The organism is Microbulbifer sp. HZ11 (assembly GCF_000708675.1).
Classification (GTDB): Bacteria; Pseudomonadota; Gammaproteobacteria; order Pseudomonadales; family Cellvibrionaceae; genus Microbulbifer.
The window spans coordinates 1,699,459-1,725,200 of sequence record NZ_JELR01000001.1 but is presented as its reverse complement, the minus strand read 5'-3'; the positions used below and the strand labels follow the sequence as shown (position 1 = coordinate 1,725,200).

Sequence of the window (25,742 nt, the reverse complement as noted above, 5' to 3'; positions counted from 1 at the left end):
AAGAATCCGCGGTTTGCTAGAATCCCGCGCCTGACATTCCGGCCCCGCTTTCGCGGGGCTGTTATCTACTATCTGTCTGTACCCGTATTACGGCATAGGAAAGCCCATGAGCCTTGCTGACAAAGTCCTGGCGGTGAATAACGACCTCCCCATCCGCACCGACAAGCCCGTGCACAGCGGCAAGGTCCGCTCGGTCTACTGGCTGACCGAAGCCGACAGCGCGCGCCTAATCAAAGAAAAAGGCTACCCGGTAGCGGCGGATGCGCCCCTGGCGGTGATGGTGATCTCCGATCGCATGTCCGCGTTCGACTGCATCTGGAAGGGCGAAAATGGCCTGCGCGGTGTGCCCGGCAAGGGTGCGGCACTGAATGCGGTGGCCAACCACTGGTTCAAGCTGTTCAAGGAGCAGGGCCTGGCGGACAGCCATATTCTGGATATCCCGCACCCGGCGGTGTGGATCGTGCAGAAAGCCCGCCCGGTGATGATCGAAGCCATCGCCCGCCAGTACATCACCGGCTCCATGTGGCGCGCCTACAGCACGGGTGAGCGGGAGTTCTGTGGCATACAGCTGCCCGATGGACTGCAGAAAGACCAGAAGCTCCCCGAGCTGCTGATCACTCCGTCCACCAAAGGCATTCTCAAGGGCATCCCCGGTGTGCCGGAAGCGGACGATGTGAACATCACCCGCAACAACATCGAAGAAAACTTTGCCGCATTCAATTTCAACTGCGCCGGTGACATCGACCGTTACGAGACACTGCTGAAAGAAGGTTTCGATGTGATCTCCTCCGCGTTGGAAAAGCTGGATCAGGTTTTCGTCGACACCAAGTTCGAGTTTGGTTACGTGACCGATGCCGAAGGCAATGAGAAGCTGATCTATATGGACGAGGTGGGCACGCCGGATTCCTCCCGTATCTGGGACGGCGCCGAGTACCGCAATGGCAAGGTTGTGGAAAACTCCAAAGAGGGCTTCCGCCAGGCCCTGCTGAACCACTTCCCGGATCCGGATATCCTGTTGAACAAAGATCGCATGGACGAGCGCAGCGCACTCGCCCGGGATAACGAGCTGCCGGAATCCATGCTGATGGAGGTCTCCAATACCTACGTGGGTATCGCCGAGAAAATCATTGGCGCGAAACTGGTGATTTCCGACAACCCGAAGGCAGAGATCGTTCAGGTACTGCGCGACCAGTACGGTTTGATCGACTGAAGCCCGTGACTACTCGGCATTTTGAAACCGGCCTTCGCGCCGGTTTTTTATTTTTATGCGGCACTAAAATACACCCCGCCACAATTCGCCATATTTGACCCGCAGTCGGCCCGATTTCACCCCGGGCTCTGCCCGATTACCTGTGTTTAATGCCTCCATCAACCAATCTGGAGGCTCCCGTGAAGCGACCGTTTTTCCACCCGCCGCGCATCGAGCGCGATCTGCTGATTCTCCCCACCGATGAATACTACCGGCGCCGCTACCGCAAAAATCGCACCGGCAGCTGGATGTTGCTGGTGGTTACCGCACTTGCGGTGTTGCTCGCGGCGGTGGGAGCCAAGGCAACAGAGGGAACCAAGGCAACAGAGGGTGTGAATACAGAATACGAACCGGTAACGCTGGACGATGCCGGCAGCGGCGACCTTCTGTTTTCTGGCGATGTGCCCGGTCAGTATGTGCCGGCGATTCACCTGGGTACCGAAGTGGATATTCGCGTGCGCGGGCTGGTGGCCGAGGTGCATATCCAGCAGTCCTTTTCCAATACCAGCAACGACTGGCAGGAAGCGGTGTACGTGTTGCCGCTGCCGGAAAATGCCGCGGTCAACGGAATGGAAATCGTCGTCGGCGAGCGCCGTATTGTGGGTAAGGTGCGCGAACGGGAAGCCGCGAAAAAGGTCTACAAGCAGGCGAAGGCGGAGGGCAAACGCGCCGCCCTTCTGGAGCAGCAGCGCCCCAATCTGTTTACCAGCCGAGTGGCGAATATTGCACCGGGTGAGAAGGTGGCGGTGGAAATCCGCTATTTACAGAACCTGCGTTTTGACGGCGGCCAGTTCAGCCTGCGCCTGCCCAGTACACTGACCCCGCGCTATATGCCCGGCACGCCTTTGGCCTCACAACAGGATTTGGCATTAAATGCGCACGGCTGGTCGCTGCCCACCGATCAGGTCCCTGATGCGGATCTGATTTCCCCCACCATGGTGACCATGCCCGAGCTGCAAGCGCGCGGCAGCCACCAAATGTCCATTGCCATTGATCTCGGTATGGGACTGCCTCTGGCGGATATTTTCAGTCCCTACCATGAAGTCAATTTTCGTCGCCAGAGCGACCACCAGTATCAAATTGAATTGAAAGAGGGTTCCGTTCCGATGGATCGGGACTTTGCCCTGCACTGGCGGCCACAAACATCCGCCATGCCATCTGCGGCAGTGTTTGCGGAGCAGTCTGCAGGTGCTTCCGCGCAATATCTCCAGTTGTTGCTGCTGCCTCCACGCCAGTCTGCGGCCACACAAAAACTGCCGCGTGAGGTGGTTTATGTGGTGGACACCTCAGGTTCCATGAGCGGCGTTTCCATTCGGCAGGCAAAGGAGAGCCTGTTGTTGGCACTGTCTCGGCTTGACGCTGCGGATCGCTTTAATGTGATTGAATTCAACAGTCACCACCGCTCTTTTTATCCGCGCCCGGTCAGCGCAACGCCGGACAATATTCAGCGAGCGCGGGACTGGGTGGAATCCCTGGAGGCTACCGGCGGTACGGAAATGGCCCCGGCATTGAAGGAAGCACTTTCCCAGCAGCTGGACGAACAGACCGGCGAGCTGGTGCGGCAGGTCATTTTTATTACCGATGGCGCTGTAGGCAATGAGCGCGCGCTGTTTGAAATTGTGCGCCAGCGACTTGGTCAGGTGCGCCTGTTTACCGTAGGCATAGGTTCCGCGCCCAACAGTTTCTTTATGACCAAGGCTGCGGAGTTTGGCCGCGGCAGTTTTGTGCAGATTGGCGATCTCGGTGAAGTGCAGACCAAAATGGGCCAGCTGTTTGAAAAGCTGGAAAATCCATTGGTCACCGATCTCCAGGTGGAATGGCCGCAGGGCATCAAGGTAGAAACCTATCCAAAGCAGCTGCCGGACCTGTATCGCGGCGAACCGGTACGGCTGGTGGCGCGCGTCGAAGGGCAGCAACTGGGTAAACCTTCCAGTGGTGAAGTCGTGGTTAGCGGCCGCCTGGCAGGCAAGCGATTTTCCCGCACCATTTCTCTGGGCCAATTGGCGGTCGATAGCGGCGGGCGTGAAATTGGCAGCCTGTGGGCGCGCTCGAAAATTGGCGCGCTGCGTGATGAGCAGCAACAGCGCGGCCCGCTGACGTCGTTAACCAGTGAGGGCGAAAAAGCCGAAGACCCGATCAGACAGGAAATTATCGGCCTCGCGCTGGCCTATCAACTGGCCAGCCCTTACACCAGCTTTGTGGCGGTGGAGGAAACGCCCGTGCGTCCGGCTTCAGAGCGCTTGAAGTCTCACGGTGTGCCTAACGCCGTAGCGCAGGGACAGGTGCTGCAGCGTATGACCTATCCCTCAACGGCGACCGGCGTTTACGGTCAGTTGGTGATGGCATTGCTGCTACTGGGGCTGGGCGGTGCGCTGCGTGTTCGCGCACAAGTGGTGCGCGCTGCTCGCCGCATACTGCGTCGGTGCATACCGGATGTGCGTTGCTGCCGGACTCGCCTCGATCAGTTTCTGGCGCGACGCCTGACGGTTACTGCTTTGAAATACCGCGAAGCGCCGCTGCGCAGTGTTCAGCGTGATTATGCGGAGGCTTGAGATGTTGGTGCTGCGAATTTTGCGACACTGGTTGCCGGTGCTATTGATGGGCGCCGGTATCTGGCAGCTGGGGAACAGTGGCTGGATTCTGGCGAAGGCGGAGCTGGCTCAGTACCTGATCAGCGATGCGTGGCAGCGTCAGTTGGCCAGTGGGGAAGTGCAAAAACCCTGGCCCTGGGCGGATACCTGGCCGGTGGCACAATTAAAAATGGGTGAGGAGAAGCCGCTGGTGGTATTGCGCGGTACCAGTGGACAGGCGCTGGCGTTTGGCCCCGGTATACTGGATGGTGCGGGCGAACCCGGGCAGTTTTCGACACCGCGCACGACCGTGATTGCGGCGCATCGGGATACCCACTTCAAAAATCTCGACAAGTTGCAGCCGGGCCATGTGATCCAGCTTCAGGATCAAACCGGACGCTGGCACAGCTTTCGGGTCAATGGGGCAAAAGTGGTTGATAGCGAAAAAGAACGCTTGCCTATCGTTGCCGCGCCGGACCTGCTGCTGGTGACCTGTTATCCGTTTAACGCGATGCGCGCTGGTGGGCCGCTGCGCTATCTGGTCCACGCGGAATATGTGGAGCCAGATCAGGTGTCGAGCGTATATTTATAGCCACACATATATATCGCTCAAACTTGTGGTGCCGCCGTTATACAAAAAAGCCCCGGTTAGGGGCCGCAATGCCGTTCACTTATGTAATTTTGTGGCGGCGCCGCTACCGGGTGCGGCCTTGTGAGACACGCCGTAAACCCGTCCCTGGGGGCTCTGCACCGCCATCCCTGGCGGTGAAGGTCTCACAAGACCGAACCCGGTATCGGCACCTTCGCCCTTAGCTACGGTAAATGAACAGTATTCCGACCAGGGGCCGGGGCTCGATTGGGCTGAACGGAAAAAGTGTTCAGCACTATCTGATCGATGCTAGATCCACGGGATTAGCGCGTGGCGCGGAAGCGGCGAGCCAGCCCGAGCAGGGCCAGCAAACCAAGCAGGAAAGTACCGGCGGAACCGCCTTTCCGTTTCTTCTTGGGTTCTTCTGGCTTGGGTTCTGGTTCCGGCTGAGGCGCCGGCTCAGGATAGATACAGCTGCCGTCGTCGACATTGGCGTTTTCATCATAGTTGTCGGCGTTGAGATCGGTACAGCCCGGTTCCTCGCCGTCTGACTCCACCGACATCATAAACGACTGGCTCGACTTGTCGGCCGGGACCTGCTCGTCGGCAACTGTTACCGTCACTTCGGTCTCACCATACCAGTTGGCCTCCGGAGTGATGGTAATGAAGGAGCCGGAAGCGTGACCGGAAACCGTCGCGGAAATATGTTCGCCGCTTACGGAAATCAGGTTTGGCGCCTGGTCCTTATCGATATAGATCACTTCAACTTCCACCGGGGTATTTTCCGCAGTGGTCTGGTCGGCGATCTCCACCAGGGTCAGGTTGCCCGGCACCACAATGATCTGGGATTTCACTTCCTGGGCCATGCCGTCGATATCACTGACGAAGGCCAGGTCCAGATCCTGTCCGGCAGCGGTCTCCGCCACGCGCACCTGGAAGCTGAGATCAAATTGGGTGGATTCCGGGCCCACGTAATCGTAGCAGACCACGAGATCTTTCTTCAGTTTGGTGTCCAGGTCGTTGAAGGCGAAGCTCTTGCCGACCTCCTGCCCGAAATAGAACGGGTAACCCTGTACATCCAGCGGGCCGTAGTGACCGTGAAGACCTATAGAACCACTACCCGGCTCGCCGGCAAAATCCATATCGCCGTAGGCCATGGTGAATTCATATTCACCCTCACCATAGCGATAGCCTTTGTGCACGATCAGGTTGAAATTGTAACGGTCCGCCTTTTCGCTGTTCAGGGTGCCGCCAGACCAGCCGACATCGAGGTTCTGGGTGCGGGCGTTTACCCATTCGATAATAATATCGTCAATATTATTTTCCGGGTCCTGGGCCCAGGCCAGTGCGATACCGGAACCTTCGGTCTTGTTTTGCGTCTGGTTCAGAGGGGTGCCAAGTGCATCGACGTTAGCACCGAACCAGCTCTGAGAATTTACCGTACCTCTCCAGAATGCGCCGATAAACGGCGTATACGGTGCGGAGTAGTAGGGGAATTCCCAATGCGCAATATGCGCAGCACTATCGTACTGGGCTTCCAGCGCGACGTAGCCCTGGGGCGATAGCACCAGCGAGGGATAGGAGCGGTATTCCTTGTTGTTAAACAGGTTGATGCTCGCGTTCTCACCCCAGAAGCGGCTTAGTTGAATCTGGAATTCCGGATTCACAAAGTCGGTGGCATTACCGCCGAGCTCTGGAATGAAACCGTAGTTCTGGAACAGGCCAATAAAGCCACCGTTGCTGGTGCCGCCGTAATTGGGTGTACGGCACATCTGGTCGGTTTCACTGGTGGTGATTTGGTAGTCGGGTTTCCAGTCGCCGGAGTTTTCCTGCACTCCGTTTACGCGGATGAGGTTGCCATCTACGGTGAGGTTGTCGCGCATGCGCGGATTGTTGATCTGCACCGAGCCTTCCACCAGGGTCAGGCCTTCCGGCAGTTGGCCGATCAGATCAATTTCCCGGTCGATACCGGAATTATTTTCCAGTACGTGCACGGAGACATCGACAATATCGCCACCGATGGCCTGAGTCTGACTGGTGGCGATACTGACATCGTCTTTGCCGCGGGTAAGTTTGACCGGCACAAAGCCGACATTACCCGGTGCATTGGCGGTGCCGATATCGAAGCCGGAGTAGGCAACGTCACCTTCCTTGAGGTCACTCAGAGCCCAGCTCAGATCCACGCCTACGGCTTTGCTGCCGTCGGTGCTGGCCGGCCCGTCGACCTGCAGGCCTCCCGTATTGGCGGGCACAATGGCAGTGGCGACCTTGTAGGTGTCTACCAGCTCGAAGCCTTCATACTCCGTGTTGTCTGCTGCCTTCATGCGGACGTTTTCGACCATTACCCAGTAGCTGCCCGCGTCCGGATTAGTGATGCTGCAGTAATTGAGCTCGATCTGGGTAGAGGAGGCGCACAGTAGTTCGGTGTCCATATCCACTTCGCCATCAGCGTCCGCATCGCGGCCGATGAACACGGTGGCCCACCCGTCAAGGTAGCGTCGCTTGGCCTCGTTCCAGCCGGGTCCACTGATGTTTTCCAGTACTTCAACGACGAGGCGTGCAGTATTTTCCGGGACCTCGAGCATGGTCACGCGGGTGTGGCCCGGCCCGTGGTCTCCATCCATGTAAATGGGGTAGTGGTTGTTATCCTGGGGCAGGGTAACGTCCTCGACCTCGGCTTTTACCGGGGTATAGCCGCGGTAGGCGATGCTGTTCATCGCCGGCAGCGGCAGATCCTTCACGTGGTAACCGCCATTGTCGCGATGAACTTCAACATTCACCATGCTGGGCAGGCCAGCGCGGTCGAAGTTGATCGAAACCGGCCAGTGGGCATCGGGGATACTGCTATCGGTGGATTCGAGGCGCACTTCACTCCACATCTCCACTTCCGGCTGATCCTCGACATCGAGCACACCGTTCCATTCCCACTGTGCGTCGGTGAGATCAGCGCGGAATACGATGGTCTGGGTCTCACCCGCTTTTAAGCTGAAGCTCGACGGGAAGGCGGCGATTTTTGCGCCCTGAACAGGCCTTTCTCCCTCACCGGAATTCCACACATCGTAGGTCCAGTCGCCGTTGCTCACGGTCCAGCTGCCGTCGCGGGTGGCGCGCACGGTGCGGATCCAGGAACAGTTGCGACGGCAGTTGTTATCAACCAGTTGTGGAAGGTTCAACTGCTTCACATCGCCGCCATTTTTGGGGTTGGCAACTTCGAAGTTGGTTGCGGTTTCGTTCATTACGAGTCCGGCGTCGACGGCGGCGGCCACGTCTATACGACCGCTACCGGCGCGGTAGGTGTGCGCCGGACGAGGGTCGTTATATGCATCGATGGGTTCGCGCACCGTCTGTGCGGCGGTCATCAGCAGCGCCGACTGGACTTCGGCGGCTGTCCAGTCCGGATGTGCCTGGCGTACCAGGGCCATGGCACCGGCAACATGGGGGCTGGCCATGGAGGTACCACTGATCATGGTCCAGTCTTTGGAGAGGCCACCGGTAAACGGTTGCTCGTCAGCGTAGGCGGCGAGAATATTTACACCCGGCGCGCTGATATGCGGTGCCAGGCTGCCGGTGAAGTGGGTAGCCGGGCCGCGGGAGGAGAAGTCTGCGAGCATGTCGCCGGCGCTTTCATTCAGAGTGCGGGAAATACTGCCACCAGTAATAGTAACGCTGTGGTCGCTGCCACCATCGTTTACCCAGTTCACCAACTTGGTGCCCGGGTAGTTTTTGATATGCAAGCCTGGCAGCGGGTAGATATCGTCGTAGACTTGGGTCTCTTCAAATGTCATTCCGGCGTACGAATCGTTGTACAGGATGAAGCCGCCGGCGCCGCCGGCCTGTACATTGAACGCCTTGTCCACGCGGGCATTCTGGCCGCGCTTGCAGATCACGATCTGATCGCTGGTAAAGGTATCGGCGGCAAACTCGCTCAGGCACATTTCATCGCCGAAATCCGCAGCGAGTACCGGTGTGCCGGTGACGCTGTCCTGAGAGAAACCGGCGATGTCGTCGCTGGACGGATCGCTCTCATTGACCCAGAACGACGGCGGTGTAGTGGCGCCGCCACTCATCTCGATACTATTGGCGGTAACGTCCATTACGCGGTCAGTGGTACTGGCGGCCACCACGGTGTACCAGGGTGCGGTGTGCGACAGCGTATAAAAACCCTTACCCGCGTTGCCGGCGGAAGCCGCCACGGAAATACCCGCTTCGCGCGCAGACAGGAAGGCCATGGCCGTGGCGTCTTCCCATGGGAAGCGGTCACCGCCACCGATGGAGAAGTTGATGACGTCCACTCCGTCTTCAATGGCCTGGTCGATAGCCTTGAGCATTACCTCACTGGGACAGCCGCGCTGATCCGGGAAGCAGACCTGGTAGGAAATAATATTTGCGTGGGGGGCGACACCGGCCGCCTGTTCGAATTCAAAGCCGGTGGGGATACCGTCCCCTTCACCCGGCGTGCCACCCAGGTAGGGCACATTGTGCACCACGTTACCCGCTGCGGTACTGGCGGTGTGGCTGCCATGACCGTTGTAGTCTTCACCACTGGCAGGGCGCACACCCGCGTAGGTATCGGTGATAAACGGCCAGCTCCACACGCCGATCAGCTTGTCGTTACAGGCGGCGGCACCGGTTGCACAATCGCCCACGTAGTTGCCTGCACCCCAGGGGTTGGTGTGATCGTAACCGTCGTCGCCAATGTCGGCGAAAGAAACGTGGTCGGTGTTGATACCGGTATCCAGGATACCCACGATCATGCCTTCGCCTTTCTGCGCCAGGCTGCTTGTTGCGGTGGTGCCATTCCAGATGTTGTCTGCGCCGATAAACTCCGGGCCGCGGTCTGTGTGCAATTGCAGTACATCAGAACGCTGTACAAAGGCCACCTGTGGCAGCTTGGCCACCTCTTGTGCCTGAGCCTGGGTCATCTTCATGGTGAAGCCATTGATGGCGTCGGTGAACTGCAGGCGCGGGGAGTGTTTTATTCCCAGTGCGCGCGCTTCCTGTACCACGGCCTGCTGCTTGCCCATCAGATAGTTTTTGTAGCTGGCGGCGCGGCTCTGCTGAACGCTCTGCAGTCCACGAGGCCCTCGTGGCAGTGCCAGCAGGCCCTGTTCTGCTTCCGCACGCAGTGCGCTTCTGGCGGTAGCGGCATAGCCTGTGACGCGGCCGTCATACGTTGCTACTGGGAGATCCTGCAGCCGGATGATATAGACATCCTCGCCGCTGCGGGGCGGTTCATGGGCGAACTTGTCTTCCCCGGAAGCCGGGCGGATCTGCTGATTCACACCGCCGGGTCGGCGCTGCTGTGGCAACAGTTGGTTTTGTTGCTGTTGCGGGGTAGAGGTGCGGTTGGAGGGCTGGGTGAATTCCGTGAGCTGTTCGGCTCGAATTTGCTGCATGCCGGGGGGCGCGTGGCTACTGACCGCCGCCGCCACACTGCTGGCGCAGATCGCGGAGGCGATGACCGTTGCAAGAGTTTTAACTTTCAACGTGGTACTCCCGATGAATGGTTGTTTATCGTTATTGGCTCCATGGACCCGATTGGGATACACGGAGGGGCCAACATGAGTATCACGGTCTGAAGGTGCCATCTGTCCTAAATTGTCCCGCTTTGCGCGTATGTAGCCATCAAGACTGTATGTGTCGCGAAATGAATAGTTCGTGACGTGAAATGAAAAATGGTCGATAAACCGTTTGGATAGAATCCGGGGCGGTGGGCATTGAGCCTGTAGGTTTCGGGTTATTGGATATGCGCGCTCATCGGATTCTATTGGTCGAAAGCAATCAGCGCCTTGCGCGGCGGATTTTTGACTGCCTGCAGGAGAAGGGGTACAGCGTCTGGCACGATGAGCGCGGGGAGGACATCGTTCGCACCCTTGAACATCAGGTGTTTGACGTTGTCCTGAGCAGCGCAAATACGCCGGATGATTTCGAGCGAGTCAGGTCAATTCGGCAGGTTTTCCCCGGTCCCCTGTTGGCCATGTCCGACTTCGACAGCCTCCATACGCAGTTGCGCGCCTTCGAGCTGGGGGTGGATGACTTTATTGTAAGGCCCGTTGACCGGCGGATCTTGCTGGCCAGAATCCGCGCTATTCTGCGCAGATACCTTCCGGAGGCATCCCCGCAAAAAGTCGCCAGTGCCATCCGGGTTAAAAACCTGACCATCGACCGCAAAAACCGACGTGTCCTTATCAAAGATACGCCGGTGGCCTTTTCTTCCGGTGAGTTTGAATTGTTGTGGACCCTCGCCGCGCACCCGCAGCGGGCCTTGTCCCGTGAGTACCTGTTCACACACACGCTCGGGCGCCCCTATGACGGACTGGACCGCACCATCGACCGGCGTGTGAGCCGCCTGCGCAAAAAACTCAACGCGCGCAGCGATGTGTCACTCACCGTGCGCACGGTATGGGGCAAGGGGTATATGCTCGCGGGGAAATAATTCTGGTTTGATGCTGCGACCCCCAAGAAGGGTGCTCTACGGAATGTTCACTGCGTCAACACTGCTTCAACGCGCTCGATGGTGAGTTGGTCACTGAGGCTGACGCGAGATAGGACCTATCGCTGATACTGGCGCCATATGTCAGTGAGTGATCCACTGCGGATAATGGGCCCAACTTCCTGTTGGCTTTCACGTGCTTTGCGCAGTATCCATGACAGCCTCGATTTGTCGCACTACCTTGCGAGAATCCCATCGCAGTGGCTTTGACAGCGAGGCTCAGGGCTGGATGGGTCCATAATATGGAAACGGCCCACGGGTCGGTATTGAGCACACACGTCCTACAGGGTATGCAGGCCAGGGAGTTCTCTCCGCTGCTCTTCACCGTTTGTTGTGATTTTGGTGAAGGGGCGCGCCTCCTGATTAAATACCGGCAGGCCAATATCTGACGCAGCGCCCAACGGAGTACGGCATGGTTTCGGGCCCTGGAAATAGTTTCTGTCCCCCGGCACTGATTGCCACGCGCATGGCTCCGCCGCGACTGGCAGAGGGCAGCGTGCAACGGGATCGGCTGCTGCGGCGTGTCTGCAGCCGGAAGGGGCCGGTAGCGCCTTTGTGCCTGGTTACCGCGCCTGCCGGGTATGGCAAGTCGACGTTTATGGCCCAGTGTCTGCACCACCTGGAAGGCCTGGGAGTGATCACCGCCTGGTTGACACTGGATTCGGATGACAACGAAGGGGAGCAGTTCTTCTACTATCTGGCAGCGGCTTTTCGCCAGCTGAACCCATCTTTTACCCGCAACCTGTCGGAACCGCACCGCAATCTCGATACCCCCGCAGGCGTTCGGCGGCTGGTAACCGGGTTCCTCGGATCACTGGATGCCACCAGACGCTACACGCTGTTTCTGGATGACTACCAGCATATTGAAAACCCCCGTGTGCACGAACTGGTGCAATACCTCCTAAAGCATTTGCCGGATAACCTGTGCCTGTTTATCGGGTCGCGCAGCCTACCTCCGATCCGGTTGTCGCGCCTGCGTGCAGCGGGAGAGCTGTTAGAAATCGACAGTGGCGCGCTCGGATTTGATGGTGACGAGACCGGTGCGCTTTTGCGCGAGGTCAATCAACTACAGGTGAGCGACGACGAAGTGGCGTTGCTGCAGTCCCGAACCAGTGGCTGGGCTGCGGTGTTGCAACTGGCGGCTCTGTCGATGCGGGGCTCTGTGGATCGCGGTCATTTTGCCCGCGCCTTTTCCGGTAACCATGGTTCGGTCGCCGACTTTCTCGCCGAAGAGGTCGTGGCGCAGATGCCGCAATCGCTGGCGTATTTTCTGCGCCGTGTATCTGTTCTTGAGCGCTTCAGTGCACCCCTGTGCGAAGCGGTCACCGGAGACCGGCAACACAGTGTCGATCTGGCGCTTCTGCGCGATGCGCGGCTGCTGATACAGAGCCTGGATGACGTCGGATACTGGTATCGACTGCATCCGCTATTTCGCGATTTTCTGTTGCGGCAGCTGGAATCTGCGGGTGCCGACGAGCGGGTCGAGTTACATCGCAGGGCCAGCGCCTGGTTTGAGGACGAGGGGCTGATTCCCGAAGCGATCCAGCATGCCATCAGCGCAGGAGACCACGGTCGAGCCCTGGATCTGCTCGACGAGCAGGGTGTCAGCCAGATTGCGCAGGGGCATATTTCCCAATTGCTTGGCCTGATCCGCCGTCTGCCAGAAACGCTGCTGGGGGAAAGCCAGAAGGTGTTGGTTCAATTGACCTGGCTGCAGGTGTTGAGCAATCAGTTACGTCCGGGGCGATGTATGCTGGATGAATTGAAAGCGCGGAGCGCCACCTTCGAGCTGGCGCAGCAAGTAGAGGTGCACCTGATTGAGGCCAACCTCTATACCATCGACGATCAGGTGGAAACAGCCGGTCAATTGGCCGAGCAGTGGCTGCCACAGGCCCCCGAGGATCCGGTATATCTACGGCCTACTTTTCGCCTGATACAGGGGTTTGTGTGTTATCACCGGCGGGATTTCGCGGGCGCACAGACGGTGGCACAAGAATTACTGGCAATCCCGACAGAGGTCGACCTGGTCTACAACAAGGCCTACGCGAGCTGTCTTGACGCTCTGGTTTGCCTGGTAGGTGCCAGGCTCAAGCAGGGCGTGGATGCGATGGAAGTGCAGTTGCGTAACTTACTGCGCTTCGTATTGCCCAGCTCGCAATTGATTGCTTTGATGGAATCCATGCTGGGGGTGCTGTATTACTATCGCGGCGATCTGCAGCGGGCGGAGAGCTCCTTTCAGCGTGGCCTGGATGCGCAGCGTGTCATCGCTACGGTAGACCTGGTTATTGCCGTCACCCGCGCACGTGTTCAGCTGCTTTTCAGGCAGCAGAAACACGAGGCCTTGCTGGACTACCTGCGGGAGACAGAGCAGCTGGCGCAAGCGCGAGGCTGGAAGCGGCTGCTGGCGTGCCTGATTCACGAGCGGGTGCGCATTCTACTGGCGCTGGGCGAACAGTCTCAGGCACGAAGCCGATTTGATCAGTGGCAGCGCGAGCGGGCCACGTTTAGCGGACTTCCCGGGCATGCCAGGGATAGCCTGGATTACTGGTCAAGCGTTGCAGATACGCGCCTGCGCCTGGCAGAGGGCGATATCGAGGGCGCGGAGATTCAGCTGCAACCGGTTTTGCGTGAGTTTCTCAACGGCGAGAACCGGTTTCGCGCCATGGAGCTGCATTTACTACTCGCCCGCATTCGCCTGGCGGCCAAACGCGACATGCTGGCGAAGCAGTCACTGGAAAATGCCCTCGCTCTGGATACCGATCACAGTACGGTGCAGCTCTTTCGCGATGAAGGCGAGGAAATTATTGACGCGCTGCACTCCCTGAAAGTGGACTTGCGACAAGCCCCGGATAACGCGCGTCACCAGATCTGGCAACGACAGATCGAAACGATCATCACCCCTTTCGAGGGTGCGCCCTCCACAGGTGTTCCGGGGCGTCCCAGCGAGCTTTCTGAGACCACTTCGGTCAATGAACTGACCAAAAAAGAGCTGGCTACACTTGCGCTATTGGTGGAGGGACTTTCGAATAAAGAGATTTCAGATCAGTTGTGCGTTTCCATTAATACGGTGAAAACCCATCTGAAATCCGCCTACGGAAAGCTTGGTGTTTCCCGGCGCACACAGGCGGTACGCACGTTGAAACGTCTGGGTGTATTTGAGTGAAGTCACTGCCTTCCCCTAGTTGCTCGTATGCGAGGAGTGTATGATCAACTACCGTTTCTCTCAACGCGTTGCTGTTGTCATTAGCTTCTGCTCAACGGAATGTTTATCGTGATAAAAATGTCACCACCTTCCGGGCGATGCTTTGTAGAGAATTCGCCATATCCCCGCAAATTCAAAAAAATCGACCGACTTCCGGCCTTGAAGGTATATCCGAGCTGAGGTCCGACCGCAGAGGTCCGGCTTTTAAAATCCCCCAGCGCAGGAGGCTGTCCACTGTCCGGTGTGAGCTGCACATAGGCGTAGCCGACAAGACCGACAAAAAACTGCTCGGTGAGTGAACGTGACAAGCCAAGGTCGAGATGGGAGTCGATACCACTTTGGTATTGCGTGTCAGAGTTTTCTAAATTGTAAGTAAACCCCGCGGTGGCGGAAAGCTCCCACCCGCTTTTCGTATCCATATAGGTGTAGCCACCTCCGATATCCACAGCACCGTGGCCAATACCCAGGTTGGAAAGACGGTTGGGATTGTATGAGCCAACCGGAATATTGCCCGTAATGTATGCCATCCAGTTGTGCATATCGTGATTCCAGAACAATTGGAAGGTAGGGTATAGGTCGCCGAAACCCGTTATCGAGTCACTCTGTTTTTGGGGGAAAAGTTCTGTGGCTGCCTTTGCCGAGGTTTCCGCGTAACCCGGGAGTAGAGTGAGGGAGAGCCCGGGGCGCGCGCCCAGAATCTGCTTGTCAGGAGAATAGGTAGGTACGAAGAATTGGGCGGCAAAATTCGTATCCAGGCCGAAGGAAAGGAGGTTTCCGCGAGTGAGAGCGCGTGTCGACTCGGCGCTGCCGGAGTAGTAATAGGTTTGCATGGGCAGTGACCACTCCGAGGTCGGTGCAATAGCGGCAAAACTTCCATATTGCCCTGGTAGCCAGAAGCTGACGCCACCTTCGTCAGCGTGAGTGGGGGTAAGCGCGAAAGTGATGAACAGGATAAATATCGAGAGTGCTCTGGCCATTATTTTCATCGGGATTACCCCTCAGTCTGTCTGGACGTAAAGGATCTGCATAATCGGAGTTCATATCCAACGGAAAATAAGTATTGGAAGCAGAGTGTACTTTTTCTTACGCGCCGGCGCCGGATTATCAACGTATTCACACCTTAGTGAACAGAAACGTCTTGCAGCGCCAGATTGGCATAGGGTAGCTAGTGAAAAAAGCCCCGGCAGAGCCGGGGCTGAGACGAAATAACCCTATGCGCGTGTCTAGGGAGCGCCGTTTTTCTCGATCACCGGTGGCCACCAGCTGCCATCGAGAACCGAAGGCGGGTTTTCCTTCGGCCAATACAGGCGGAACATTGGAATAAACTTCGCGTCTGGTGCGGGCAACCAGTTGGATTCTTTTTCCGGGCCGGGATTTTCTTTTTGCAGGTACAGACTGATGGAGCCATCGTCATTCTTCTTCAGGTTGTTCCGCTCACTGAGGGTGTATCGATTGAGCGGGTTTTCGATAAAGAAGTAACCTTCGTCATACATGGTCAGTGACCAGAAGCCATTGGCCGGTGGCAGGTCTTTTTCTGACTTGAAGTGAGTGACGTAATTGTGCTTTGAGGTATCCAGCGGGTCGCCATCGGCGTCGGTCTGGCCCACCGGATAAACGGCATCTTTCGGTGGATTGGCGGGGATGCCAAAAGCAGACAGCCAGGCGCGGGCCATATAGTCGGTGCCGTAATGGCCGACTTTCATGTTGATCAGCCAACCATTATTGATTTTGCCCGAATCTTTGGTGTAGGCAACGATCTGTTCCCAGGCGGCTTTCGGCGCCTGCTTGATGGCATCGGCAATTGCAGGGTTCATTTTGCTCAGGTCAAATGGTTTGCCTGGTTCCAGTCCGATTTTTTTCATCTTCGCCACCATTGGCGCATCTTCTGCAATCGGTGGGTTGTTTTTCATCAGTGACGCCATCCAGCCAAAATACTGTTGGGCATCGAGGGCGTTGACCTGATTGCGCACCGCAGTTTTCATATCGACTTTGGGATCCACTTTGCCTACCGGCGGAGTGTACTCCTTGCCCCAGTAACTGAGCGGGTACAGCTTGTACTGGTCCTGCAGCGCCCAGACCTCTTTGTAGTCCTCGGGGGTACCGGTGGAATAGGTCCGCGCGAGAATCCATACGGTGTCGGTGGGGGATTTCAGTTCCTTCACACCATCTGGCAGCTTGCCGCTCCAGCCCGGGCCGGTAATCGCATAGGTCTGGGCTTTCTGGCCGGTGGTACGCGAACCGGGGCTCATGATCACCGGAACCCAGGCGTCATAAAATTCCCACACGTAGTAGCGGTCGCTCATATCCGGCCAGCTGACGACCCAGGGCTCTTTGGCGAGATCTACAAATGCGTTGGAATAAAGGGTGTCGGCATTGGGCGCAGTGACGTCGCGAAATTTCGCTGTCGGGTATTCCCGCAAATTGGCGAACTGGCCCATGGGGGCGTGTTTAGAGGTCGGCTTTGCCACATTGGTCATGACCTTGCGGGTCATTTCCACCGACATTAGCGAGTAACCAAAAATATAGGCGTCGATGGCGATTTGTTTCGCCTCGTCTGCGCTCAGCGTCGACTGTGCGGACACGTTGGCTGTAGAAAAACTGACAGAGAGCGTCATTATGGCGCTGATAAGCGTGCGCCAGGTCATCGATCGTCTCATGGGGACTCCTCGGTCGTACATTGACTGATGCCGTTGAGAGGTTTGGTGAAGACTTGCCGGGAGGGTTATGGCGCCGGGCCGTCACTGTTCGCAATTGAAAGTCTAGACAGTGAATTCATTGCCGTATAAAAAAGCCCCGACCGATTGGCCAGGGCTCCGAATGACGAAAATCAGCTTCGTCTTATTGTTGGCAAATGGCTACACCGGGGTGTCAGATAGCTGCCGAAACCCGGCGCCAACGACGCGCGAGGCCCAGTGCGATCAACAGGCCCAGCAGAAGGGTGCCGGTAGAGCCACCTTTTCTCTTTTTCTTCTTTTCCGGTTCTGGCTGAATCTCCGGGTAGACACAAGTGCCGTCATCCACGGTAGCGTCTTCATCGTAGTTGTTGGCCGCCATATCGGCACAACCCGGCTCTTCACCGTCCGAGGCGACTGTCAGCATAAAACTAGTGCTGGCCGTATCGGAGGGCACCTGCTCGTCGGCAACGGTTATGGTGACCTCCGTTTCGCCGTGCCAGTTGGTGTCCGGGGTGATGGTGACTGTGGAATTGGAGGTGTGGCCGGATACTTCCGCAGTGAAATTCTTGCCGCTCACCGAGATGAGGTTGGGCGCTGCGTCTTTATCCAGGTAGACCACTTCCAGCTCCAGCGCGGTGTTTTCCGCGGTGGTTTGGTCACCAATTTCCGTGAGCAGCAGATTGCCGGGAACGACGATGATCTGAGCCACTGCTTCCTGCGCCATGCCATCGATGTCACTGACGAAAGACAGTTCCAGGTCCTGACCTGCTGCGGTTTCCGCCACACGTACCTGGAAGTTCAGGGCGAATTGGGTGGATTCCGGGCCTACGTAGTCATAGCAGACCACCAGATCACGTTTGAGCTTACGGTCCAGGTTGTCGAAGGCAAAACTCTTTCCGACTTCCTGATCGTAGTAATACGGGTAGCCGAAAATATCCTGTGGTCCGTAGTGGCCGTGGATACCTACCGAGCCCGCGCCACTTTCGCCGGCAAAATCGAGATCGCCATAGGCCATGGTGAATTCATATTCACCCTCGCCAAAGCGATAGCCTTTGTGCACGATGAGGTTGAAGCTGTAGCGGTCGGACTTTTCACTCATCACCGAGCCGCCGGACCAGGAAACCTCTACGTTCTGGGTACGCGCGTTGTGCCACTCGACAATAATATCGTCGATATTGTTGGCGGGGTCATAGGCGTAACCAACCACCATGCCGGAGGTCACCGCCGAATCGAAATCCAGGTTAAGTGGTGTACCGAGTGCATCCACATTGGCACTGAACCAACCGCCGGTATTGAATACCCCTTTCCAGAGCACGCCGATAAACGGTGCGTAAGGATCGGAGTAGTAAGGGAACTCGTGGTGCACGATATGCTGTGACGGATCCCATTTCTGTTCGACGGTTGCGTAGCCCTGGGGCGATACCACCAGATCCGGGTAGGTTTTAAACGCGTCATTGTGGAACAGGCTCATGCTCGCATCAGGACCCCAGAAGCGACTGAGTGGGATCTTGAATTCCGGGTTGAGCCAATCGGCGGCAGAGCCTCCAATATCCGGCAGCAATCCGAACCGCTCGTACAGGCCGACAAAGCCACCTTCACTGGCGGTGCTGCCCGCGGTGTAGATCGGCGTGCGACACATCTGGTCGGTTTCGCTACTGGTGATTTTGTAGTCCCGTTTCCAGTGCTCGGAATTCTCCTGAATGCCGCTGACCTGGATGACATCTCCAAGTACCTGCAGGTGGTCGCGCATTCTGGGGTTGTTCACACTGACGGAGCCTTCCACCAGGGTAAGTCCTTCAGGTAGTTGACCCAGCAGATCGATCTGGCGGTCAATGCCCGAGTTGTTTTCCACCATGTGTACTGTCACATCAACAATATCGCCACCCTTGGCCTGGGTCTGGCTGGTGGTGAGGCTGATATCATCGACGCCGCGCGTCAGTTTGACCGGTATAAAACCGACGCTACCCGGTGCATTGCCGGTACCAATATCGAATCCAGCGTAGGCAACATCGCCCACTTCGAAGTCGCTGAGGTTCCAGTTCAGATCGACACCGACTCTTTTTCCATCGGTGGTTGCCGGTCCTTCAACCTGAAAGCCGCCAGCGATGGCCGGTACCAGAGCGGTGGCCACCTTGTAGGTATCTTTCAGCTCCACGCCATCAATGACGGTGTGATCGGTGACATTGATACGATGGTTGTCGACAACCACCCAGTAGCTGCCCGCATCGGGGTTGGTGATGCTGCAGTAGTTCAGCTCGATTTCCGTGGTGGATGCACACAGCAGCTCATTCTCGAAATCCGCTTCGCCATTGCCGTCGCTATCGCGACCGATGTAGACGGTCATCCAGCCGTGCATCGGACCGTAAAAATCACTCCAGCCGGGGCTCTGCAGATTTTCCAGAACTTCAACCACGAAGCGGGCGGTATTTTCCGGCACCGTCATCAGTGTGACGCGGGCATGACCGGGCTCGTAGTCGTTGTCATAGCGCACCGGGATATGGTCGATATCCTGATTCAGCGTGACCTCTTCCACGCTCGCCTTGACCGGGCCGTACGAACGATACTGAACACTGTTCATCGCCGGTAACGGCAGGTCCTTCAGGTGGTAGCTACCGTTGTCACGGTGCACATCCACGTTGACCGTACTTGGAAGTCCGCCGCGGTCAAAGTTGATGGAAACGGGCCAGTGCGAATCCGGGATGGTTTCATCTTCTGCGGTGATACGTACCTCGCTCCACAGTTCCAGTTGTGGCAGATCTTTGACGCCGCCGAGCATGGAATTGTGTTCGAACTGCACGTCGGTGAGATCCGCAGTGAAAACGATGGTCTGGGTTTCGCCGGCGTCCAGGCTGAAGCTGTTCGGGAAGGCTTCGATCTTGGCGCCGTTAATCGGTGTTTCCCCCTGACCGGTATTCCATACGTCGTATGTCCAGTCGCCGTTGGTCACCGTCCACTGACCGCTGCGCGTGGCACGCACGGTACGCATCCAGGAGCAGGTGCGGCGGCAGTGGTTGTTCACCAGTTGCGGCAGGTTCAGCTGTTTTACGTCGCCACCGTTGTTCGGGTTGGCGTATTCGAAGTTCGCGGCGGTTTCATCCATCACCAGACCGGCGTCTACTGCGGCGGCCACGTCCACGCGGCCTGAGCCCGCGCGATAGGTGTGTGCCGGGCGTGTGTCATCGCTCCAGGTATTGGATTTTTCACGCACGGTTTGCGCGGAGGTCATCAACAGGGCGGACTGGATTTCTGCAGCGGTCCAGTCCGGGTGTGCCTGCTTTACCAGAGTCATGGCACCGGCCACATGGGGGCTGGCCATGGAGGTACCGCTGATCATGGTCCAGTCCTGGGATGCCGCGGAATCCGGGTGGAAGGGATGCTCATCGGCATAGGCTGCGAGAATGTCGACACCCGGGGCGCTGATGTGTGGCGCCAGGCTGCCGATAAAGTGCTGCGCGGGTCCTCGTGACGAGAAGTCCGCCAGCAGGTCACCTTTATCCGCATCAATGGTGCGGCTGATCTCGGCAGCAGTAATAGAAATACTGTGGTCCGTGCCTCCGTCCTGAATCCAGTCCAGCAATTGCGAGCCGCGGTAACTGCCAATGTGCAGGCCGGGAATCGGGAAAATGTCGTCAACCAGCTTGGAGTCGGCCTCGTCACCGGCGTTGTACAGAATGAACCCGCCAGCACCGCCGGACTGCACGTTATACGCCTTTGCGACACGGGCATTTACGCCGCGTTTACAGATGACGATATGGTGTGGCTCGAAAGTGCCGGCAGCAAATTCGCTCGCGCACAGCTCATCGCCGTAGTCAGCCGCACTCACTGGTGTGCCGACAATGCCGGAAGCCGAGATACCGGCGATATCGTCCCACTCGTCAGCGTGGTTAACGTAAAAGCTGGGTGCAGCCGTGGCACCACCGCTCAGCTCAATCCCATTGCCCACTGTGTCCATTACGCGGTCAGAGGTAGTGGCCGCCACCACCGTGTACCAGGGTGCGGTGTGCGAGAGCGTGTAAAAGCCGGGACCGGCGTTGCCAGCGGATGCTGCGACGGAAATGCCCGCTTCGCGCGCCGACAAAAAGGCGAGGGCCATGGCGTCGTCCCAGGGGTAACGATCGCCGCCGCCGATGGAGAAGTTGATCACGTCGACACCATCGGCAATGGCCTGGTCGACGGCTTTCAGCATCACCTCAGAAGGACAGCCCCGCTCATCCGGGTAACACACCTGATAAGAAATAATGTTGGCGTGGGGCGCTACACCTGCGGCCTGCTCGAATTCGAACCCGGTAGGAATCCCGTCGCCGTCACCCAGTGATCCACCGAGCAGAGGTACATTGTGAACGACGTTACCGGCCGCGGTACTGGCGGTGTGACTCCCGTGTCCGTTGTAGTCTTCACCGCTGGCCGGGCGTACACCTTTGTAGGTGTCGGTGATCATTGGCCAGCTCCACACACCGATCAGCTTGTCGTTACAGGTGGAGGCGCCGGTCGCACAGTCGCCCACGTAATTGCCTTCGCCCCAGGGGTTGGTGTGGTCGTAGCCATCATCGCCCACATCGGCGAAAGATTCGTGATCGGTGTTGATACCGGTATCCAGAATACCCACGATCATGCCTTCACCCTTCAGGTCCAGGCTGCCTGTTTCGGTATTTCCGTTCCAGATTTTATCGGCACCAATAAATTCCGGGCCGCGATCTGTATGTAATTGCATTGTGTCGGAGCGCTGGACGAAGGCGACCTGGGGCAGCTCGGCGAGCTGCTTTGCCTGCGCCTGGGTCATCTCCATGGTGAAGCCGTTGATGGCATCGGTAAATTGCAGGCGCGGCGCGCGTGATACGCCGAAGGCGCGAGCCTGTTGCACGACCGTTTGATGCTTTTGCATCAGATAGTTTTTGTAGCTGTCGGCCCGGTTTCGCTGAATCGCCTTGAGGCCGCGGGTGCCATGTGGTGCTGCCAGGGTGCCACTGGCGACCTCGTTGCGCAGCGCGCTTAATGCCGTGGCTTCAAATCCTTTGACCCGTCCATCGTAGGTAGTCACTGGCAGGTCGTGCAGGCGAACAATGTAAACATCTTCGCCACTGCGCTCCGGTTCGTGGGCAAACTTGTCCGCGGCGGAGGCCGGGCGAATTTGCTGATTGAGACCGCCGGGGCGGCGATTCTGAATCGTCTGGCCACTGGTTTGTTGTTGGGATGCCGCCGTTGACTGCACAACTTTGGCGATCTGTGGGGCTTTGATCTGATGCAGACCCGGTCCGGGGTGATTGGTCACGGATGCCGTCACACTGCTGGTACACAGCGCGGAGGCGATCACCGTTGCTAGGGTTTTTATTTTCAAGTTTCTTCTCCCTCGGAAGGAACAATTATTGGTATGACTGCGGCGAAATACCGCAATAGCCCTTTTCATATATCAAAGGTGGGTAGGAGAAACTGTGCAAATTTGTGGAAAGACTGGCCAACACCCCCGTAGTACGGCGCTTTGGGATTTGTACAAATTTGTACAAATCACCCGAAAGGGTCTTTCGCCACCGCGAGCGCTTCGATAGATTGCAGAGAATATCGGGTCAGTGATTTATAAAAGGTCGAAGTGATTGTGAGCAGCGGTGGATTTAAACAGGACCTGCGCCATGGGTGAGCAGGAAACTTATTTCCATAAGTTGGTCACGGCCATTCTGTGCCTGGGAAGCGCAGCGGCCTTTCAGATGATTCCGATCGCTGAAGCGGCGGAAACCGCCGCCCAGTATTCCGAATATACGGAGACAGGTAGCTGGCAACTGGCACTGGCAGTGGGGCGCGGGGTGTTACAGAGCCCGCTGGGCGATGGGCAAGACCTTGAGGTTGTCGCCATGCCGAGGGTGCGTTATTACGGAAAGCGGTTTTACCTGGAAGATACTGCCGTAGGCTACAGCCTGTACGAAACCCCCAGCTTTGCCTTCGACATCGCCGGGCGCCTGAATACCGATGGCTTTTATTTCCCGCGCAGTGGTAGTGAACTCAGTCGGGGCTTTGTACTGGCGGGGAGGCTGATGGGGGCCGACGAACCCGCGATGAAGCTGGAACCTCCCAAGCGTCATCTCTCCTATCTCGGTGGTTTCGCCGCACAATGGTTGGGGCCGGTGACCATTGGTCTCGGCGCCTACCGGGATGTGACCGACGTACACGGTGGAGACGAGATTCCTCTGAGTCTGAGCAAGCAGTTTGCTCTTGGTTCGTTGCTACTGGGGGTTGAGCTGGGGGCAACCTATCAGAGCCGTAAGCTGGTGGATTATTACTATGGTGTGGAAATACCCGGGCCGGGAACGTCCAGCTTTCCGCTGTATCAGCCTGATGCGGCGCTCAATACCCATGCGACCCTGGAAGCCAAGTATCCGCTTTCCAGCAATCTGGATATGGTACTGGCGGGTCGGATCGACTGGATGGATGATGCGATTGCCAATAGCCCCTATGTGACTGATGCGAGCCCCAAAGCATTTTTTGCCGGCGTGCAATATAGCTGGAAGTAATCCGCGTATGACAGGTCACAGCGTATTAGCAGGCGTTTTACTGGTGATCGGTTCAAAATCTGCTGCGGCAGTGCCAGATGGGAACGCAGCAAAACAGGTCGAAGGTTTTTCTGTGTCACCGCGTAGTTGCATCGTAAAGCAGGGTGAGTTGTGCCGCGCGAAATTTGTGTTTTCCTGGGCGCTTCCAGAATCTGGAGAAGTCTGCATTTTCCGTGCGGGTAATGGTGACCCGCTCTTTTGTTCCAATTCGGCGGTTTCAGGCCAGGTCGCGCTGGAACTTACCTTGGAAAAAACGACCCGCTTTGATATTTCCGTGGATCGAGGACCCATGTCTACTACTACCTCGTTGGCGACAGCTTCGGTAAAAGTACTGGCCGTTGGGCATCACGTCCGCGTCAGGCGTCGGCACCTCTGGAGCTTTCTCTGATGAATGGCAAACGCATTCTGTTGATCGAAGACGATCAGCGATTAGCACGGTCGGTTGTACAATTTCTTGAAAAACAACAGTTTGTCGTACGTCACCTTGCCGACGGTATTGGCGTTTCCCAATTGCTCCGCAATGAAGTCATCGACCTTGTGTTATGCGACATCATGTTGCCCGGCCGCGATGGCTTTGAGATTATTGAAGAGGTGCGAAGGGAATTTAACGGTCCCTGCCTTTTTCTGACTGCTTCCTGTGATGTACCGATCCAATTGAAAGCCTTTGATGCCGGCGCGGACGACTTTATCGTCAAGCCGGTTCACCCGGATATCCTTCTCGCCAGAATTCACGCCTGCCTGCGTCGAAACTTTCCACCCAACCAGCAAAAATCGGCGATTCAGATAGACAATCTGCGCATTGACCGGAGTGGACGCAAGGCGTGGGTCAATGATGAGCTGATTGTACTGTCTCCGGGTGAGTTCGATCTGCTCTGGTTACTGGTAAGTAATCCGCAGCAGCCGTTGAGTCGCGAATTCCTGTTTATCAATTCACTCGGGCGTCGCTACGATGGCCTGGATAGAACCATTGATGGTCGTATCAGCCGGTTGCGTAAGAAAATGGAGCGGCACGCCTCACTGCTTCTGACTGTAAGGACCGTGTGGGGGAAAGGCTATATGCTGGCGGAGCGGCTGTGAATCGGTATTACCTGCGTTACCTGCTGTTGGTTTTGCTGGGTTTGTCTGCGGCCGTGTGGACTGCGGATCAGGTGTATCTCGGTCAGCAGCAGAAGACAACCGCTCAGGAGCCGGTGGAAATTTCACTGCGGCAATTACTCGACGCACATTGCGAAAAAAATACCTGTACACCAACCGCAGCGAATCACCGTGGGCACTTCAGTATTCTGTCGAAAGATCAGTTGCTATTGCCCGCCTCCGAGGTCGATCTTCTCAATCGCGGCGGACTGGTGCGCGCTGAAAATGAAGCCGGAAGCCAGCTGTTGTATTTACAGGCCGGAGATCATATGGCCCAGTTCGGTCCTTTTGAGGATGAGTTGGTCGGGATACATCGGTGGTATACGCGGTTTTTTTATCTGCTTCTCGGGGTGGCCATCGTGGTTTGCCTGTGGCCGTTGATTCGCGATCTACAGAAGCTCAAGGATGCGGCGGCGCGATTTGCCAGAGACAGAAACCCCGCGCACTTTCATTTTTCCCACAGTAGCTTTTTTACTCCGGTATCGGATGCCATGGTGTGGATGAGTCAGCGTCTTGCGCGCGCGGTTGCCCTTCAGCAGGAGCTTTCCGCAACCTTGTCTCACGAGTTGCGAACACCGATAACCCGCCTTAGATTTTTGGTGGCCTCTCTCCCTCACGAAAGTGACGCAGATCTGAAGCGGGAAATCCAGGAAGATCTGGATGAGCTGGACGCACTGGTCGATGAGTATCTGACCTTCGCTCGCCAGGAGCACGAGCGGCCGCTGCTCGACTTCGGGCCGGTAAACCTGCTTGACCTGATATCTCCGCGTTTTCAGCAGGTGGCCCATATCAGCGGCCGCCGCGCGCAACTGGATGTCGCCAGCCTGGTAGTGGCGGAAGCCGACCGTCGCTCGCTGGTTCGCGTATTCAATAACCTGATCGATAACGGGGTCAAATATTCCGCCAGTGTGGTGCACATCCGGCTGTACCTGGAAGACGGCGACGCGGTATTTGTGATTGAAGATGATGGACCGGGTCTCGCGGGCATCGATTTCGAAGACCTTTTTCTACCCTATGCGCGGGAAAGCGGGGTTCAGGAGCTGCCCGGCTACGGGCTCGGGCTTGCCATTGTGCGCAAGGTGGTCGATTGGCACAGTGGGTCTATTTCCGCAGGTGCATCTACGGCATTGGGGGGCGCGCGATTTGAACTGCGCCTGCCAGCGGCAGCGGCTCGAGAAGCCGATGGCGAGCCGCTGGCCACCGGTACAGCTCCCCGATAACGGCATGCAGCGGGATACTATTTGATGGTACACACGTTCGGTATCCGTTACCTGAAATGGGCCGGGCGTGG

General features: G+C 57.2%; 13 protein-coding genes. 9 read left to right on the top strand and 4 right to left on the bottom strand.

What is annotated here, in order from left to right; genetic code table 11:
• Positions 1-106 precede the first annotated feature (106 nt).
• From AU11_RS07360 to AU11_RS07350, 3 genes are all read left to right on the top strand, one after another.
• Positions 107-1,210, top strand: a complete 1,104-nt coding sequence (locus AU11_RS07360) for a phosphoribosylaminoimidazolesuccinocarboxamide synthase (protein WP_043317577.1) — start codon at positions 107-109, stop codon at positions 1,208-1,210.
• A 179-nt stretch (positions 1,211-1,389) separates the two neighbouring features.
• Positions 1,390-3,801 (top strand): marine proteobacterial sortase target protein, encoded by a 2,412-nt coding sequence (locus AU11_RS07355; protein WP_043317575.1) that lies wholly within the window; start codon positions 1,390-1,392, stop codon positions 3,799-3,801.
• A 1-nt stretch (position 3,802) separates the two neighbouring features.
• Positions 3,803-4,411, top strand: coding sequence for a class GN sortase (locus AU11_RS07350; protein ID WP_051687020.1), 609 nt, complete (start codon positions 3,803-3,805; stop codon positions 4,409-4,411).
• A gap of 320 nt (positions 4,412-4,731) precedes the next feature.
• Here AU11_RS07350 and AU11_RS07345 read toward each other — a convergent pair whose 3' ends face one another.
• Positions 4,732-9,894: a S8 family serine peptidase gene (locus tag AU11_RS07345; protein WP_043317573.1), complete on the bottom strand. Its 5,163-nt coding sequence runs from the start codon at positions 9,892-9,894 to the stop codon at positions 4,732-4,734.
• Between the two features lie 260 nt (positions 9,895-10,154).
• Between AU11_RS07345 and AU11_RS07340 the strand changes: the two genes are divergently transcribed.
• Together AU11_RS07340 and AU11_RS07335 are read left to right on the top strand one after the other, a co-directional pair.
• The gene (locus tag AU11_RS07340) at positions 10,155-10,844 is read left to right on the top strand and encodes a response regulator transcription factor (protein WP_043318434.1); all 690 of its coding nucleotides are present in this window, start codon (positions 10,155-10,157) and stop codon (positions 10,842-10,844) included.
• A 469-nt stretch (positions 10,845-11,313) separates the two neighbouring features.
• Positions 11,314-14,064, top strand: coding sequence for a LuxR C-terminal-related transcriptional regulator (locus tag AU11_RS07335; protein ID WP_081847979.1), 2,751 nt, complete (start codon positions 11,314-11,316; stop codon positions 14,062-14,064).
• Between the two features lie 80 nt (positions 14,065-14,144).
• Here AU11_RS07335 and AU11_RS07330 read toward each other — a convergent pair whose 3' ends face one another.
• The 3 genes from AU11_RS07330 to AU11_RS07320 form a co-directional block, all read right to left on the bottom strand.
• Complete coding sequence (locus AU11_RS07330) at positions 14,145-15,089, bottom strand: transporter (protein WP_051687018.1); 945 nt, start codon at positions 15,087-15,089, stop codon at positions 14,145-14,147.
• A 237-nt stretch (positions 15,090-15,326) separates the two neighbouring features.
• Positions 15,327-16,760, bottom strand: a complete 1,434-nt coding sequence (locus AU11_RS07325) for a DUF1254 domain-containing protein (protein WP_043317570.1) — start codon at positions 16,758-16,760, stop codon at positions 15,327-15,329.
• Between the two features lie 211 nt (positions 16,761-16,971).
• The gene (locus AU11_RS07320) at positions 16,972-22,113 is read right to left on the bottom strand and encodes a S8 family serine peptidase (RefSeq protein WP_197023782.1); all 5,142 of its coding nucleotides are present in this window, start codon (positions 22,111-22,113) and stop codon (positions 16,972-16,974) included.
• 289 nt (positions 22,114-22,402) lie between these two features.
• Here AU11_RS07320 and AU11_RS07315 point away from each other — a divergent pair, with 289 nt between their 5' ends.
• The 4 genes from AU11_RS07315 to AU11_RS07305 are packed head-to-tail and all read left to right on the top strand — an operon-like array spanning position 22,403 to position 25,671.
• Positions 22,403-23,278, top strand: coding sequence for a MipA/OmpV family protein (locus AU11_RS07315; RefSeq protein WP_043317568.1), 876 nt, complete (start codon positions 22,403-22,405; stop codon positions 23,276-23,278).
• A gap of 7 nt (positions 23,279-23,285) precedes the next feature.
• Positions 23,286-23,705, top strand: a complete 420-nt coding sequence (locus tag AU11_RS18045; protein ID WP_197023781.1) for a DUF3019 domain-containing protein — start codon at positions 23,286-23,288, stop codon at positions 23,703-23,705.
• Complete coding sequence (locus AU11_RS07310; protein WP_043317566.1) at positions 23,705-24,394, top strand: response regulator transcription factor; 690 nt, start codon at positions 23,705-23,707, stop codon at positions 24,392-24,394. The genes AU11_RS18045 and AU11_RS07310 overlap by 1 nt, the downstream gene beginning before the upstream one ends.
• Positions 24,391-25,671 carry a sensor histidine kinase KdpD gene (locus AU11_RS07305; RefSeq protein ID WP_043317564.1) on the top strand — a complete coding sequence of 427 codons (1,281 nt, stop codon included), beginning with the start codon at positions 24,391-24,393 and terminating at the stop codon, positions 25,669-25,671. The genes AU11_RS07310 and AU11_RS07305 overlap by 4 nt, the downstream gene beginning before the upstream one ends.
• Positions 25,672-25,742 lie beyond the last annotated feature (71 nt).